14 protein-coding genes are annotated in these 16,025 nt (G+C 72.3%); 8 read left to right on the forward strand and 6 right to left on the reverse strand.

Annotated features, from left to right (window positions below; genetic code table 11):
* Positions 1 to 47: 47 nt before the first annotated feature.
* Positions 48 to 1,781, forward strand: a complete 1,734-nt coding sequence (locus ACFWTC_RS16215) for a VWA domain-containing protein (RefSeq protein WP_384027660.1) — start codon at positions 48 to 50, stop codon at positions 1,779 to 1,781.
* Between the two features lie 122 nt (positions 1,782 to 1,903).
* On the opposite strand, the gene aspS is transcribed toward ACFWTC_RS16215, so the two are convergent.
* Positions 1,904 to 3,730 carry an aspartate--tRNA ligase gene (gene aspS / locus ACFWTC_RS16220; protein WP_384027658.1) on the reverse strand — a complete coding sequence of 609 codons (1,827 nt, stop codon included), beginning with the start codon at positions 3,728 to 3,730 and terminating at the stop codon, positions 1,904 to 1,906.
* A gap of 137 nt (positions 3,731 to 3,867) precedes the next feature.
* Here aspS and ACFWTC_RS16225 point away from each other — a divergent pair, with 137 nt between their 5' ends.
* Positions 3,868 to 6,081 (forward strand): SpoIIE family protein phosphatase, encoded by a 2,214-nt coding sequence (locus tag ACFWTC_RS16225; protein WP_383929767.1) that lies wholly within the window; start codon positions 3,868 to 3,870, stop codon positions 6,079 to 6,081.
* 148 nt (positions 6,082 to 6,229) lie between these two features.
* On the opposite strand, the gene ACFWTC_RS16230 is transcribed toward ACFWTC_RS16225, so the two are convergent.
* On the reverse strand, positions 6,230 to 7,189 hold the full coding sequence (locus tag ACFWTC_RS16230) for a pirin family protein (protein ID WP_383929760.1): 960 nt from the start codon (positions 7,187 to 7,189) through the stop codon (positions 6,230 to 6,232).
* 155 nt (positions 7,190 to 7,344) lie between these two features.
* Here ACFWTC_RS16230 and ACFWTC_RS16235 point away from each other — a divergent pair, with 155 nt between their 5' ends.
* Positions 7,345 to 7,806 carry a hypothetical protein gene (locus ACFWTC_RS16235; protein ID WP_383929757.1) on the forward strand — a complete coding sequence of 154 codons (462 nt, stop codon included), beginning with the start codon at positions 7,345 to 7,347 and terminating at the stop codon, positions 7,804 to 7,806.
* A 65-nt stretch (positions 7,807 to 7,871) separates the two neighbouring features.
* Here ACFWTC_RS16235 and ACFWTC_RS16240 read toward each other — a convergent pair whose 3' ends face one another.
* The 4 genes from ACFWTC_RS16240 to ACFWTC_RS16255 form a co-directional block, all read right to left on the reverse strand.
* Complete coding sequence (locus ACFWTC_RS16240) at positions 7,872 to 8,237, reverse strand: hypothetical protein (RefSeq protein ID WP_383929755.1); 366 nt, start codon at positions 8,235 to 8,237, stop codon at positions 7,872 to 7,874.
* Positions 8,238 to 8,351: 114 nt separating this feature from the next.
* A complete protein-coding gene (locus ACFWTC_RS16245) occupies positions 8,352 to 9,311 on the reverse strand; it encodes a helix-turn-helix domain-containing protein (protein ID WP_384074220.1) in 960 nt (319 codons plus the stop codon).
* Between the two features lie 31 nt (positions 9,312 to 9,342).
* Positions 9,343 to 9,804: an SseB family protein gene (locus tag ACFWTC_RS16250; protein ID WP_351273972.1), complete on the reverse strand. Its 462-nt coding sequence runs from the start codon at positions 9,802 to 9,804 to the stop codon at positions 9,343 to 9,345.
* Between the two features lie 214 nt (positions 9,805 to 10,018).
* Positions 10,019 to 10,951 (reverse strand): Scr1 family TA system antitoxin-like transcriptional regulator, encoded by a 933-nt coding sequence (locus ACFWTC_RS16255; RefSeq protein ID WP_384074223.1) that lies wholly within the window; start codon positions 10,949 to 10,951, stop codon positions 10,019 to 10,021.
* 56 nt (positions 10,952 to 11,007) lie between these two features.
* Here ACFWTC_RS16255 and ACFWTC_RS16260 point away from each other — a divergent pair, with 56 nt between their 5' ends.
* The 5 genes from ACFWTC_RS16260 (at position 11,008) to ACFWTC_RS16280 (ending at position 15,967) form a co-directional block, all read left to right on the forward strand.
* Positions 11,008 to 11,223: a hypothetical protein gene (locus ACFWTC_RS16260; RefSeq protein ID WP_383929747.1), complete on the forward strand. Its 216-nt coding sequence runs from the start codon at positions 11,008 to 11,010 to the stop codon at positions 11,221 to 11,223.
* Positions 11,220 to 11,588, forward strand: a complete 369-nt coding sequence (locus ACFWTC_RS16265) for an ATP-binding protein (protein WP_383929745.1) — start codon at positions 11,220 to 11,222, stop codon at positions 11,586 to 11,588. Before ACFWTC_RS16260 ends, ACFWTC_RS16265 begins: the two co-directional genes overlap by 4 nt.
* A 237-nt stretch (positions 11,589 to 11,825) precedes the next feature.
* On the forward strand, positions 11,826 to 13,652 hold the full coding sequence (locus ACFWTC_RS16270) for an acyl-CoA dehydrogenase (RefSeq protein WP_383929764.1): 1,827 nt from the start codon (positions 11,826 to 11,828) through the stop codon (positions 13,650 to 13,652).
* A 182-nt stretch (positions 13,653 to 13,834) separates the two neighbouring features.
* On the forward strand, positions 13,835 to 14,572 hold the full coding sequence (locus ACFWTC_RS16275) for a hypothetical protein (protein ID WP_383929742.1): 738 nt from the start codon (positions 13,835 to 13,837) through the stop codon (positions 14,570 to 14,572).
* Between the two features lie 102 nt (positions 14,573 to 14,674).
* Positions 14,675 to 15,967 (forward strand): M18 family aminopeptidase, encoded by a 1,293-nt coding sequence (locus tag ACFWTC_RS16280; protein WP_383929740.1) that lies wholly within the window; start codon positions 14,675 to 14,677, stop codon positions 15,965 to 15,967.
* Positions 15,968 to 16,025 lie beyond the last annotated feature (58 nt).

Below are 16,025 nucleotides of genomic sequence, written 5' to 3' on the forward strand. Positions count from 1 at the left end.
CGCAGCACGGACATATGACTCACGCACTCATGCGAAAGGCCTGGCCCATGGGTATTCGGAGCTTGTTGCGCAAGGTGTTCGGACGGTCTACGGAGCCGGTTCCGGAAACGTCGGACGCCACTTCCCCGGCCTTCCCGAGCCAGGCGGAACGCACCCCCCTGGACGCGGCGGCCGAACTGGTGGCGGCGTCCTTCGACAACCCCACCGTTCCCCCGCAATCCGCCCCCCGCGACCGCGAACCGGGCACCCTCCTCACGGCGACGACCCCGGACCCCACGGTTCCGGAGGCCCGCCGACCTGCGCCGTCCGCGGCGCAGCCGAACCCCGCGGCTTCCCCCGCGGGCCCCGCCGAAACGCCGGTGGCACCCGCCGCGGAGCCGGTGGCGGCCGAGACCCCCGCGCCGGAGGCGGACACCGCCGCTGACGCTGCCGCTGACGTTTCCCCGAAGCCGGAAGCGGAGCCGGAGCCCGTGGCGGCCGCTGTCGCGCCGGAAGCCCCGGCCGCCGAGGCCACCACCCCGGAGCCCCAGGAGGCCGCCCAGGCCGCACCCCAGGCCCGGGACGGGGCCACCGCGCCGGAAGCCGACACCGCTGCCGCGCCGGAAGCAGCAGCGGAAGCGGAAGCGGAGCCGGTGGCCGCGGCCGCTGAGCCCGTCGCCGCCGAGCCCGTCGTGGCCGAGCCGGTAGCGGCCGAGCCCGTCGCCGCCGCGGCCCCCGCCCCGGAGGTGGACGCCACCCCCGAGCCGACCCCCGCCCCGGAAGCGGAAGCGGAGCCCGTCGCCGCCCCCGTGGCGGCCGAGCCGGAGCCCATCGCCGTCCCCGTGGCGGCCGAGCCGGAGCCCGAGCCGGAGCCCGTCACCGTGGCAGCCCAGACGGAGCCCGTCGCCGTCGCTCCCGAGCCGGTCGTCGCCCCCGAGCCCGTCGCCGTTCCCGAACCGGCGGCCGAGCCCGTACCCGTGGCTGCCCAGCCGGAAACCGAGCCCGAGCCCGTCGCCGTGCCCGCGCCGAAGCCCGTCGCCACGCCGAAGCCCGTCGCCGCGCCCGAGCCCGTCGCCGTCCAGGCGGAGCCGGTGGCGCCGGAAGTCCTGGACGTCGTCGCGGCCGCCGTGCCGGGGCTGGCGGGTTCCGCCCACGCGGCGGCCGCCGTACGCCGCCGGGCCCCCGGGGTCGCCGGTGCGTACAAGGCCGCCGCGCAGGTGCTCCGCGGCAAGGGCCGGGCGGGCGCCCGCGCCAAGGTCTACCTCGTCCTCGACCGGTCCGGCTCCATGCGCCCGTTCTACAAGGACGGCAGCCCCCAGCACCTCGCCGACCACGCCCTCGCGCTCGCCGCCCACCTGGACGACGAGGCCACGGTCCACACCGTGTTCTTCTCCACGGAGGTGGACGGCACCGCCGACCTCACCCTCGACGGGCACCGCGCCAGCTGGGTCGAGGCCCGGCACGCCGCGCTCGGCCGGATGGGCCGCACCAACTACCACGTGGCCGTCGAGGCCGTCGTCGAGCACTACCAGAAGGCGGGCGGCGAGGGCCCGGCCCTCGTCCTCTTCCAGATCGACGGCGCCCCCGACAACCGTCAGCCGGCCCGGCTGGCCCTCGCCGAGGCGGCCGTCACCGCACCCGGCGTGCACTGGCAGTTCGTCGCCTTCGGCGAGCACGAGTCCAAGGCGTTCGACTTCGTGCGCAAGCTGGACGCGGGCAACGCCGGCTTCTTCCACGCAGGCCCGGCCCCCGCCGACCTCCCCTCGGCCACCCTCCTCAAGGGCCTCCTGAACCGCTTCTAGCCCCACCGACGGACCAGGACGGAAAGACAGAAGGGCGGCGCCCCCTCCACCCGGAGGGGGCGCCGCCCTTCTGTCCTACGCGGCCCGGCCGGGCTCGTACGCGGCCCGGCCGGTCCGACGGGTCAGCCGCGCGGCGACCCGGCGTCCGGGGTCACGGCGTCGGAGACCGGCCGCTCCGCGGCGGCCTTCGTCTCGACCGGCCCCCGCAGCGCGATGTTCAGCTCGCGCAGGCGGGCCTCCTCCAGCACCGTCGGCGCGCCCATCATCAGGTCCTGGGCGTTGCCGTTGAGCGGGAAGGCGATGGTCTCGCGGATGTTCGGCTCGTCGGCCAGCAGCATCACGATGCGGTCCACGCCCGGGGCGATGCCGCCGTGCGGCGGGGCGCCGAGGCGGAACGCGCGGAGCATGCCGGCGAACTCGCGCTCGACGGTCTCGGCCTCGTACCCGGCGATCTCGAAGGCCTTCAGCATGACCTCGGGCTCGTGGTTGCGGATCGCGCCGGAGGACAGCTCGATGCCGTTGCAGACGATGTCGTACTGCCACGCCAGGATGTCGAGCGGGTCCTTCTCCTCCAGGTCCTTCATGCCGCCCTGCGGCATGGAGAAGGGGTTGTGGGAGAAGTCGATCTTGCCGGTCTCCTCGTCCTTCTCGTACATCGGGAAGTCGACGATCCAGCAGAAGCGGAAGACGTTCTCCTCGAACTGGCCTGCACGCTTGGCCGCCTCGACGCGGACGCCCGACATGATCTTGGAGACCTCGTCGAACTCGCCGGCGCCGAAGAACACCGCGTGGCCGGCCGCGAGGCCCAGCCGGTCGGTGAGGACCTTGACGTTCTCCTCGGTGAGGAACTTGGCGATCGGGCCGGTCAGCGCACCGTCCTCGCCCACGCGGACCCAGGCCAGGCCCTTGGCGCCCAGCGAGATCGCGTACTCGCCGAGGCCGTCGAAGAACTTGCGCGGCTGCCCGGCGGTGTCCGGGACGGCCAGCGCGCGCACGTGCTTGCCGGCGAACGCCTTGAACTCCGAGCCCGCGAACACGTCGGTGATGTCGACGAGCTCCAGCTTGGCGCGCAGGTCGGGCTTGTCGTTGCCGTACTTCAGCATCGACTCGCGGAACGGGATCCGCGGGAACGGGGAGGTGACCTCGCGGCCCTTGCCGAACTCCGTGAAGATCTCGGTCATCAGGCGCTCGATCGGCTGGAAGACGTCCTCCTGCTCGACGAAGGACATCTCCACGTCGAGCTGGTAGAACTCGCCCGGCGAGCGGTCGGCGCGGGCGTCCTCGTCGCGGAAGCAGGGCGCGATCTGGAAGTACCGGTCGAAGCCGGAGATCATCAGCAGCTGCTTGAACTGCTGCGGGGCCTGCGGCAGGGCGTAGAACCTGCCCGGGTTCAGGCGGGACGGGACGACGAAGTCACGGGCGCCCTCGGGGGAGGTCGCGGTGAGGATCGGGGTCGCCATCTCGTTGAAGCCGAGGGCCACCATCTTCGAGCGGATCGACGCGATGACGGCCGAGCGCAGCATGATGTTGCGGTGCATGCGCTCGCGCCGCAGGTCGAGGAAGCGGTACTCCAGGCGCCGCTCCTCGTTCACGCCGTCTTCGGTGTTGATCGTGAAGGGCAGCGGGGCGGACGCACCGAGCACCTCGACGTCGGAGACCTCGATCTCGATGTCGCCGGTGGGCAGCTCGGGGTTGACGTTGTCCGCGCCGCGCGAGACGACCTTGCCGTCGATGCGGACGACCGTCTCCTTGGAGACGCTGCTCAGCGCCTCGTTGGCCGCGGTGCCGGGGCGGGCGACGAGCTGCGTGATGCCGTAGTGGTCACGCAGATCGATGAAGAGGATGCCGCCCAGGTCTCGACGATTGTGCAGCCAGCCGCTCAGCCGGACGTCGGAGGCGACGTCGGAGGCACGGAGCTCGCCGCACGTGTGGGACCTGTACCGATGCATCAGTCATCCAGTTCTACGGGATACCAGGGTGGATTCAACCGTCCCAAGGTTACCGTCCGGGCGGGACCCCGCGCGGGCCCGCCCGGACGGGGTGGGCGAACAGGCACGTCAGGGGGATGACCTGTAAAGATGACCGGGTGCGCACCGAGGACGTCCTGGCCGCCATCGCGACCGGTCTGTGGAGATGGGACAACGCCTCCGGGACGGTCACGCTCGACGGCGAGGCCGCCCGGCTCCTCGGGCTGCCCGCCGAGCCGGTCGTCCTGCCGGAGGTCGCCGTACGGTCCCGGTTCCACCCGGTGGACTGGAACGAGATCAACGGCATCGTGAGCCTGGCCGTCGCCGAGAACACCCTCGCCGAGGCCCGGCTGCGGATCATGGACGAGGACGGCCGGGTCCTGCGGACGGTGCGCAGCCGCTCCAAGGCGCTGGAGAGCCGGGCCGAGGGCGGCCGCGTCGACTACGAGCTGATCGGCACCATCCAGGAGATCGCCGAGCCGCAGCCGGGCACGACGGCCGCCCACACCCCGATCACCGGGGACTGGCGGCGCTCCCGCGAGGCCTTCCTGCTGGACGCGGGGCGGGCGCTCGCGGAGGCCCGGTCCACGTCCGAGGTGCTGCGGGTCGCGGCCTCGCTGTCGATGCCGGGCTTCAGCCCGGACGGGCTGGCCGTGTTCGGCGTGGACGGCGACCGGCTGTCGGTGATCGGGCACCACGGGCACGGTCCCGGCGACGAGGGCCCGTTCACGGAGATGCGGCTGGACACGGACTACCCGGCCGCCGAGGTCGTCCGTACGGGCCGGGCGATCTACCTCCCCACCCCGGACGACTACAAACGGCGCTTCCCGGCCACCTGGCCGCTCGCCCAGCGCTTCGACCGCACCTCCTGGGCCTTCCTTCCGCTGATCGTGGCCGGGCGGACCATGGGCGCCTGGATGGCCGCCTTCAAGCACCCGGTGTTCTTCTCCCCCGACGAGCGCTCGGTCCTGACGACCGTGGCCCGGATGCTGGCCCAGGCCCTCCAGCGCGCCGGGGTGGCCGAATCCGAGCGGGAGCTCACCACGGGCCTCCAGCGGTCGATGATGCCGCAGCTCGGCCCGGACATCCCGGGCATGACCATCGCCGCCCGGTACGTCCCCACCGGCGGCGGGCTCCAGGTCGGCGGCGACTGGTACGACATGATCCCGCTGCCCTCGGGACGGTTCGCGCTGGTCATCGGGGACGTCCAGGGCCACGACGTCCGCGCGGCCGGCCTGATGGGCCAGCTGCGGATCGCCGTACGGGCGTACGCCTCCGAGGGCCACCGGCCCGACGCGGTGCTCTCCCGGGCCTCCCGCTTCCTCGCCGGGCTGTGCTCCTCCCAGGGACCCGACTCCGACGCGGAGCCCTACGACGACGCCGACTTCCAGAGCCCCCGCTTCGCCACCTGCCTGTACGTGGAGTGCGACCCGAAGACCGGCATGCTGGAGGTGGCCCGCGCCGGCCACCCCGATCCCGTGGTCCGGATGACCGACGGCACCGTCCTGATGCGCCCCACGGCGGGCGGGCTGCCGCTCGGGATCGTGCCCGACGCCGACTACCCCACCACCCGGTTCGCCCTGGAGCCCGGCGAGACGATGATGCTCTGCACCGACGGGCTCATCGAGACCGGCGGGCACGACCTGGACACCGGCTGGGCGCGGCTGCGGGCGGTCCTGGAGTCCGACCCGTGGCCGTCCGCGGGCCCCGGGAGCGCGGGCGAGGAGCCGGGCGGTCCCGAGGCCGGGCACCTGGAGAAGCTCGCCGACCTGCTGGTCCAGGCCGTGCACGGCCCGTCCTCGCACCACACGACGGGTCCGCTCGCCGACCGCCGCGAGGACGACATAGCCGTGGTGCTGCTGTGCCGCGAGAGCGAGGACTGCGGCTGCGGCACGACGGCGGCGCACCCGGTCCGGCCGTCCCGCCGCACGATGCTGACCGTGGCCCAGGCCGAGCCGGAGCGGATCTCGGGCGCCCGCCGGCAGGTCCGGGAGCTGCTGCACGACTGGGCGGACCCCGACCAGGTGGACTCCGCGGTGCTGATGGTCTCCGAGATGGTGACGAACGTACTCGTGCACACGGACGGCGACGCGCTGCTCGTGGCGGAAGCGGCGGGCGAGCTGGGTGCGCGGCGGCTGCGCATCGAGGTCGCGGACGCCAGCGACGAGCTGCCGCACAAGCGGCGGCCGGGCGAGATGGCGTCCAGCGGCCGCGGGGTGCTGCTGATGGAGATGCTCGCCGACACCTGGGGCGTGGACCCGCGGGGCGAGGGCAAGTCGATCTGGTTCGAGCTGTACGAGCGGTCCAAGCCGGACCCCGACGCGCTGGACTGACCCCGGCGCCCCGCGCGGCTCCCGGGCGCCCGCACGCCGACGGGCCCGGTACGCCGGTGGGGCGTCCGGGCCCGTCGTGCGGGACCGCGGGTACTGCGGGTACTGCGGGTACTGCGGGTACTGCGGGTACTGCGGCGGACCGGGGTGGCTACCGCGTGCGCTCCGTGGTCGGAACGGTGCCCAGCCGGCCGGCCTGGAAGTCGTCGAAGGCCTGCTGGAGCTCGTGCTTGCTGTTCATGACGAACGGCCCGTAGTGCGCCATCGGCTCCCGGATCGGGCGCCCGCCGAGGATAACGACCTCCAGGTCCGGGGCGTTGGAGTCCTGGGACTCGTCCGCCCGCACCGTGAGGGAGCTGCCCTCGCCGAAGACCGCGGTCTGCCCGATCGTGATCGGCCGGCGGTCCTCGCCCACCGATCCGCGCCCGGCCATGACGTAGGCCAGCGCGTTGAAGTCCTCGCGCCACGGCAGGGTGATCTGCGCACCCGGCGTGACGGTCGCGTGGATCATCGTGATCGGGGTGTGGGTGATGCCGGGGCCCTCGTGGCCGTCCAGCTCGCCGGCGATCACGCGGAGCAGGGAACCGCCGTCCGGGGTGGACAGGAGCTGGACCTGGCCACCGCCGATGTCCTGGTAGCGCGGGGGCATCATCTTGTCGGAGGCCGGAAGGTTCACCCACAGCTGGAGGCCGTGGAAGAGCCCGCCGGACACGACGAGGGACTCCGGCGGGGCCTCGATGTGCAGGAGGCCGGACCCGGCGGTCATCCACTGCGTGTCGCCGCCGTTGATGACTCCGCCGCCGCCGTTGCTGTCCTGGTGGACGAAGGTTCCGTCGATCAGGTACGTGACGGTCTCGAAGCCGCGGTGCGGGTGCCAGGGCGTGCCCTTCGGCTCGCCCGGCGCGTACTCCACCTCGCCCATCTGGTCCATCATGATGAACGGGTCGAGGTACTGGTAGTTGATACCGGCGAACGCGCGGCGTACCGGGAACCCCTCACCCTCGAACCCGCCCGGGGCCGTGGTCACGGCCAGCACCTTGCGCGCGACGGCGGCCTGGGGCTCGGCCACTCGCGGAAGGGTCAACGGGTTCTCAACAGTCACTGCGGGCATGGTCAGGACCTCCTTGTGCGTCGAGTTTAGTTGAAACTCGAACTTTCTGCCACACTCGACTGAACCGCACCCCCGCGTGGTTCATTCCCGGCCGATCGCGGGGCCTCCGTACGGTGCATGACAACCGCTTCCCGCACCGGCGCGTCTGTCCCGGCATGGAGATCCACACGCACCCCACCGCCGGCAGCCCCACCACGTCCGATCCCGCCGCTGCCGACCCCGGCCCCTCCGGCCCAGCCCGGTGGAGCCCGCCGGCGGCGCTGCGCGCCCTCGGCTGGGCCTGCGTCGTCACCGCCGTCGCCGTGGGCGCCGGGTACGCCGCCTCGCGCTGGGGGGCGAGCATGCCGCTCAAGCCGCTGCCCGGCTCGCTCTGGCCCTACCTCGGCGCGTGGGGCGCCTTCTGCTTCGCCGCGCACCTGCTGCTGCGCTGGGCGACGGCCGGCACCGACTTCGAGGGCGGCGGCCAGCTGATCGCCCTGCCCGTCTTCGCGGGCATCCGCCTCTCCCTGCTGCACCGTCCCGACCTGGGGCTGCTGTACGCGTACGGCGCCGCGGCCCTGGCCCTCGCCGCGGTGGCGGCGGCCCTGTGGCGCCGGCGCCGCCGCCGCACCTCCTGAAGGCGCCGAAGCGGGCCGGGGAAGGATCCCCGGCCCGCTTCGGCCCTGTTCCGCCGCGGCTGCCGCTACGGCGTGACGACGATGGAGTTGTACGGCGTCAGGTCGACGTCCCTGGCGACGCCGGGGCCGAACAGCCAGTCGCACCGGTCGCCGTTCGAGCCCTTGCAGAGCCAGACCTTCCAGCCGTCGGTCTGGTTGTTGAAGACCGTGTGCACGCCGTTCTGGTTGTAGAGCCGGTGGGTCCCGCGGGCCCAGTACGAGTTGCTCACCCCACCGCTCCAGTTGGCGCCGCGGTAGATGCACACGGCGCCGCTCGCGCATCCATTGGTGGCGGCCTGCGCCGGTGACGCCGCCAGGACCCCCGTGCCCAGCGCCATCACCCCCGTGGCGGCCAGTGCGGCGAACTTCGTGCGGAACGACGTACGCGTCATTGCCTTCTCCCCTGCTCGATGCCGCGGGGCCCCGTGATGTCCCCCGCAGCACCGATGGTCGGCAGCCGCGGCCGCGGGCGCGATCCTTTCGGCGGTGCCCGAAACCTCGGGGCGTCAGCCGCCGCTGTGCAGGAGGTCCACGCCCAGGCCGGTCGCCGAGTGCAGGACCGCCTTGCCGTCCCGCTCCGTCGTGATCAGCCCGGCGGCCCGCAGGGTGCGGGTGTGCTCCGAGACCGAGGGCAGGCTGATGTCGAGGTCCCGGGCCAGCTCGCTCGTCGTGCGCTGCTCGACCAGCAGCTGGAGGACGGCCGCCCGGGTCCGCCCCAGCAGCGCGTCGAGCGCCCCCTCGGCGGCGCCCGGGCCGACCAGCGGCAGGGGCGTCAGCGCCGCGTACATCAGCAGGGGACGCCCGGCCGGGCCCTCGGCGAGCAGCGGCCGGCCGGTCCAGAACGGCGAGGGCATCAGCAGCAGGCCGCGCCCGTCGAGGCGGACCTCGTAGGCCGGCGCGACCCCGACCTCGAAGACCGTGCCCGACCAGCCGGCCGCCGGGTGCGTACTGGCCAGGCACGCCTTGATGCCGTGCGCGGCCAGCAGCCGGGTCCGCCAGGCCACGTCCGCCCGGAAGGACTGCCGGATGCGCGTCCAGTGCGGGGCGACGACCACCTCGTACGCGGCCGTGATCGCATCGTCGAGCGCCCGCCACGCCTCGCGGTCCTGGCCCCACAGCGCGCGCAGCCAGGAGGCACTGCCCGGGGCCCGCGCGGCGGCGCGGTCCAGTCCCTCGGCGGTGAGCAGCGGACCCGCCTCCCGTACTGCGGCCCGCCCCTCCTCCAGGCTGCGCGCGAACGGCTCGACGAACTGCGGGTTCTGGCCGTCCGGCCGCAACAGGTCCAGCAGCGGCCCGGCCGTGCGGGGCAGGTCCCGGCCGACCCGGGCGCGCCAGCGACCGAAGACGGCGGACTCGTCCGTGCGCTGGCAGGCGACCACGGCCATGGCCAGCTCCACCAGTGGCAGCGGCTCGCTCGCGAAGGTGACGTTGAACAGGTCCTCGGCCGTGAAGTGCACCCTCAGCATCGTCCGCCCCCCGCCGGGTCGTCCCTGGCTGCTAGCCGTACATGCGGCGCATCGCGAAGTCGACCATCTGCTCCACGGCCTTCGCGTCGAAGACCATGCGGTGGTCGCCCTCCATGTCGAGGACGAAGCCGTAGCCGGTCGGCAGCAGGTCGATCACCTCGGCGCCGGTGATCACGAAGTACTTGGACTCCTTGCCGGCGTACCGGCGCAGCTCCTTGAGCGTGGTGAACATCGGGATGACCGGCTGCTGCGTGTTGTGCAGCGCCAGGAAACCTGGGGTGTCACCGCGCGGGCAGTAGACCTTCGAGGTGGCGAAGATCTGCTGGAAGTCCTCGGCGGCGAGCTGCCCGGTCGTGAAGGCGCGCACCGCGTCGGCGATCGACGGCGGCGAGGGCTCGGGGTACAGCGGCGGCTGCTGCGCGTAGCCCTGCTGGGGCGGGGGCTGCGCGTAGCCCTGCTGCTGGGCGCCCGGAGTCTGGTCGTAGCCGTACATGCGGCCCACCCTACCGAGCCCCCGCCGCCGTACCGGCCGGTACCGGCCAGCGCGGCCGAAGCCGCCCTCAGCCGCCGAGCCGACCGGCCTTGACGGCCCGCACGAACGGAGCCCCCGCGGCAGCCCCGGTGAACACGGCGGGCCGCCCGCACCCGTCCGCGCCCCACCCCGTAGCCGTGCCCGGGGCCCCGCCAAGGCTGCGGGTGGGAACGTCCTACACGGCGAGCCGGGAAGAGAACTGGGGCGGCTTCCTTCCGTTCCGGAAGTCCTCCGCAGCCGATTCGATCAGCCGCAGGGACAGTTCGGGCGGCAGCGCCGCAGCCCGAAGGCGGTCATAGGCACCGCGGCACTGCTTCACCGTCCCCTGGTCCTCGACCACTTGGCCGGTGTACATGCCTTCCGTGTACATCAGTGGAGGAGCGCCGCTGAACTCCATCAGCCACGTCGTCTCGCTCATGAAGGGGTGCGCCCCCGCGTCGGAAGGCAGGATCTGCGGCACGAACCGACGGCGCCGGGCCACCGCCGCGACGTGGGCGAGCTGCTCGGCCATGTCGCCGTACCCGAGGATGGGTTGTTGAATGACCGACTCGTGCAGGACGATCCACGAGACGGGTCCCGCGGCGTCTTCCATGACCCACGCCCGCTCCCTGCGCGTCCTGATCCGCTCGTTCAGCACGTCCTGCGTCACCTGTGGATGCGCCGCGTAGACCACAGCCTCGATATAGGGCTCCAGTTGCAGGGGTCCCGGGATGAGCATCGGCGCCCATTCGACGATGTCTGCCGCGCGGGACTCCATCTCCAGGACTTCGGCGAAGTAGTGCCCGTGGACGTGCCGGCGAGCTTTCCTTGCGTCCGCGCAACAGCGTGCGAAGAATCCGTCCGTCTTCAGCACCCTGTCCACGTGCTGCGCAAGATCCGCGGGCATGCGCCGCCTACCCCGCTCGATCTCGCTCAGGAAGCTCACGGAGTAGTAGCAGCCGTGCACGACCTGCTCCAGCGTGAGACCGGTCCTCTCCCGCTGCCACCGCAGTTCTTTCCCGTAGAACTCGGGGACTCCTGCCGCCCCGTCGATCTCCTTGGGTGCGGGCACCGCCCACCCCTTCCACACCTCGCGCAGACGAACGCCAACGCTTCCCACGGTACGCACCGCGACGCCACCCTGTGCAGGAACCGTCACACTCCGCACAGGAACGGAACGCCCCCATGAGCAACCCCACCGGCGACCGCGTAGCGATCGCGGCCCTCACCGAACTCCGCGGCGCGCTCGCCGCGCACGGGATCACCCTGCCCTCCCTCGACCTGCACCTCCCGTCCTACGCCGGGAGCCACCCCACCCCGCCGCTGATCGCCCTCGGCAGCTGCAACCCGACCACCGCGCTGCGGATCGCCTCCGTGCTGAACCGGGCTCCCGGACGGTGAGGCCGTTCCACGCCTCCGCGCTCGCGCTGCCGCAGGAGCTGGCCGGGCTGCGGCGGGCCGTACGGGCCCACGTCGGCGGGCCCTGCGACGACCTCCAGCTGTGCGTCAGCGAGCTGGTCGGCAACGTCGTCCTGCACGTCGGCGAGGGCACCCCCGTGACCCTCGCCGTCACCCGCACGGCCGAGGGCCGCACCCGCCTGGAGGTCGGCGACCCCGACCCCCGGCTGTGGCCCGTCCTGCGCCGGGCCCTGGACGGCGACGAGGGCGGCCGCGGCCTGGCCGTGCTCGACGCCGTCGCCGCCCGCTGGGGCGTGCGGCCCGCCCCGGCCGGCAAGACCGTGTGGGCCGAGCTGCACCACCCGTAAGGCGGCGCGCGGCGTCGGCGGGGGCCTCGTACCGGTCCTGCGCGCCCAGCCGCCAGAAGTTCGTATGCAGTCCCCTTCCGGGGCCTGGACTTCCGGCGGCGCCACGGTTCTCCTGGCTTGATGCTGGTCACAGTCAGCGGGTAAGGGTTGTTCTTATTACCGGTGGGTAGCATGATGAGGTTACCGATTGGTATGTACGAGGAACCCGTCTCACCGAGCCTTAACGGAGCCGTCGCCATGGGGCACTACAAGTCGAATCTCCGCGACATCGAGTTCAACCTCTTCGAGGTGCTCGGCCGCGACAAGCTGTACGGCACCGGCCCGTTCGGCGAGATGGACACCGACACCGCCAAGACCATCCTCAGCGAGATGACCAAGCTCTCCGAGAACGAGCTGGCCGCCTCCTTCGAGGACGCCGACCGCAACCCGCCGGTCTTCGACCCGACCACGAACACCGCGCCCGTCCCGGCGTCCTTCAAGAAGAGCTACAAGGCCTTCATGGACTCCGAGTACTGGCGCCTGGGCCTGCCCGAGGAGATCGGCGGCACCACCTCGCCCCGCTCCCTGATCTGGGCGTTCGCCGAGACGATCCTCGGCGCGAACCCGGCCGTGTGGATGTACTCCTCCGGCCCGGCCTTCGCCGGCATCCTCTACGAAGAGGGCAACGAGGCGCAGAAGAAGGTCGCCGAGATCGCCGTCGAGAAGCGCTGGGGCTCCACCATGGTCCTCACCGAGCCGGACGCCGGCTCGGACGTCGGCGCCGGCCGCACCAAGGCCGTCGAGCAGGCGGACGGCTCCTGGCACATCGAGGGCGTCAAGCGCTTCATCACCTCGGGCGAGCACGACATGGAGGAGAACATCCTCCACTACGTCCTCGCGCGCCCCGAGGGCCACGGCCCCGGCACCAAGGGCCTGTCCCTCTTCCTCGTCCCGAAGTTCCACTTCGACTGGGAGACCGGCGAGCTGGGCGAGCGCAACGGCGTCTACGCCACGAACGTCGAGCACAAGATGGGCCTCAAGGCGTCCAACACGTGCGAGATGACCTTCGGCGACCAGCACCCCGCCAAGGGCTGGCTGATCGGTGACAAGCACGACGGCATCCGCCAGATGTTCATGATCATCGAGTTCGCCCGGATGATGGTCGGCACGAAGGCCATCGCCACCCTCTCCACCGGCTACCTCAGCGCGCTGGAGTACGCCAAGGAGCGCGTGCAGGGTCCGGACCTGGCCAACTTCATGGACAAGACCGCGCCCAAGGTCACCATCACGCACCACCCCGACGTGCGCCGCTCGCTCATGACGCAGAAGGCGTACGCCGAGGGCATGCGCGCCCTCGTGCTCTACACCGCCTCCGTCCAGGACGAGATCCAGCTCAAGCAGGCCAACGGCGAGGACGCCTCCGCCGAGATCGGCCTCAACGACCTGCTCCTGCCGATCGTCAAGGGCTACGGCTCGGAGAAGTCCTACGAGCAGCTCGCCCAGTCCCTGCAGACCTTCGGCGGCTCCGGCTACCTGCAGGAGTACCCGATCGAGCAGTACATCCGCGACGCCAAGATCGACACCCTCTACGAGGGCACCACGGCCATCCAGGGCCAGGACTTCTTCTTCCGGAAGATAGTCCGCGACCAGGGCGCCTCCCTGAACGTCCTCTCCGAGACGATCAAGAAGTTCCTGGCCGAGGCCGTCGGCGGCGAGGAGCTGGCCGGCGCCCGCGACGCGCTCGCCCAGGCCGCCGTCGACCTGGAGGCCATCGTCGGCGCGATGATCGTCGACCTCACCGCCACCGGCGAGGACGTCAAGAACATCTACAAGGTCGGCCAGAACACCACCCGCCTGCTGATGGCCTCCGGCGACGTCGTCGTCGGATACCTGCTGCTCAAGGGCGCGGCCGTGGCCGCCGAGAAGCTGCCCACGGCCTCCGCCAAGGACGTGCCGTTCTACACCGGCAAGATCGCCGCCGCGAAGTTCTTCGCCGCGCAGGTCCTGCCGGGCGTCTCGGTCCAGCGCCGGCTGGCCGAGGTCGTCGACAACTCCCTCATGGAGCTCGACGAGGCCGCCTTCTAGGCAGCCCTTCCAGGCAGCCACCACACGTACGCGGTGTACGCACAGCGGCCGGGTCCCCCCACCGGGGGCCCGGCCGCTGGTGTACTCCCGGGCACCCGCCCGGGGCGCGCCGGCCCGCGCGGGACCGGCTTCCGGGGCACCGGCTTTCCCCGTTGTCGGTCGTTCATGGGACGCTCGTAGACATGAGTCCACAGGATCAGCACGGCAGCAGGGGGTACTCCGTCCCCACCGGGCGGCCGTACGCCCTCAAGGAGCTGCAGGCGAGCCTGGGCAGCCTCGGCGACCACCTGCGCGAGCTGTACGACGGCGCGCACCCCGCCGAGTACGACGGGATCGCCGACGCCCTGTACGTGGCCTTCCAGACCGCCGCCGGGCTGGCACCCGCCAAGAGCTACACCGGCTGCTCCGAGCACCCCAACGGCGCCCTCGACCCCGAGGCGCCCGACGGCTGGGGCCGCTGCCTCATCTGCAACGACCGGCGCCGCCTCGGGCTGCGCGGCCGCGGCGGCCGCCCCGGAGGCCCGACCCCGCCCGCCGGGGAACAGCGGCGCCTGGGCTATCCCGTGCCGGACCCCCCGTACACCCTCACGGCGCTGCGCACCTGCCTGCGCACCGTCGAGGACCAGCGCTTCCACCTCGGCCTCTCCTCACCGGCCGAGGACTTCGTCCGCATCGCCGACGACCTGCACCGGGCCTTCATCGTCGCGCGCGAGCTGTCCCGCCCCCGCAACGCCTCGGGCTGCTCCGAGCACCCCGGGGCCCCCATCGACCCCGACGCACCGCCCGGCGAGGCCTGTATCTTCTGCGCCGGACGCAAGAGACGCGCGCAGCGCTCCGCGCAGACCCCGGAGATGCTCCCGCGCATCCGCCGGGGCGAGCGCAGGCAACTGCAGCGCAGATTCGAGCGCCCGCCGGGCTGAGAACCGAAGGGACCGCAGATCACACACCCCGCGGCCCCCGACCTCTCGGCTATCAGCCGCAGTCCGGCCATGGCGAACACGACCGTCGTTAAGGTGAACCACATGAGCTCTCCCGCCCGCTTCGACCGCGGCCACACCGACGATCTGATGACCTTTTTGACGGCCAGTCCGTCGCCGTACCACGCCGTGGCCAATGCGGCCGAGCGGCTGGAAAAGGCAGGCTTCAGGCAGTTGTCGGAAACGGACGCCTGGGATGCGAGCACCGGGGGCAAGTTCGTGCTCCGCGGCGGCGCGCTCATCGCCTGGTACGTCCCGGAGGGCGCGTCCGCGCACACCCCGTTCCGGATCGTCGGCGCGCACACCGACTCCCCCAACCTGCGGGTCAAGCCACTGCCCGACACCGGCTCGCAGGGCTGGCGGCAGATCGCCGTCGAGATCTACGGCGGCACGCTGCTCAACACCTGGCTGGACCGGGACCTCGGCCTGGCCGGCCGGCTGACCCTGCGGGACGGCACCGAGCGCCTGGTGAACGTGGACCGCGCGCTGCTGCGCGTCCCCCAACTCGCCGTACACCTGGACCGGTCGGTGAACACCGACGGTCTGAAGCTGGACAAGCAGCGGCACATGCAGCCGATCTGGGGACTCGGCGAGGTCCAGGAGGGCGACCTCATCGGCTTCCTGGAGGAGGAAGAGGGCCTGCCGCAGGGCTCGGTGGCGGGCTGGGACCTGATGGTCCACTCGATCGAGCCGCCCTCGTACCTCGGCCGCGACCGCGAACTGCTGGCCGGGCCGCGCATGGACAACCTGCTGTCCGTGCACGCGGGCGTCGCCGCGCTGGCCGCCGTCTCCACCTCGGAGGCGCTCGACCACATCCCGGTGCTGGCGGCCTTCGATCACGAGGAGAACGGCTCGCAGTCGGACACGGGCGCCGACGGCCCCCTGCTGGGAAACGTGCTGGAACGTTCAGTCTTCTCCCGCGGCGGCTCCTACGAGGACCGCGCGCGGGCCTTCGCCGGCACCATCTGCCTCTCCTCGGACACCGGGCACGCCGTGCACCCCAACTACGCGGAGCGGCACGACCCGTCGCACCACCCGCGCGCCAACGGCGGCCCGATCCTCAAGGTCAACGTCAACCAGCGGTACGCGACGGACGGCAGCGGGCGCGCGGTGTTCGCGAGCGCCTGCGAGCGGGCCGGCGTGCCGTGGCAGGCGTTCGTCTCCAACAACTCCATGCCGTGCGGCACGACGATCGGCCCGATCACGGCCGCCCGGCACGGCATCCAGACGGTGGACATCGGCGTCGCGATCCTCTCGATGCACAGCGCCCGCGAACTGTGCGGCGCGGACGACCCGTTCCTCCTGGCGAACGCCCTGGTGGCCTTCCTGGAGGGCTGAGGTCCCCCGCCCCTCCTCACGTATGACGGAACCCCGACCGGACGCCGAGTCCGCGCCG

The organism is Streptomyces sp. NPDC058619 (genome assembly GCF_042717785.1).
Classification (GTDB): domain Bacteria; phylum Actinomycetota; class Actinomycetes; order Streptomycetales; family Streptomycetaceae; genus Streptomyces.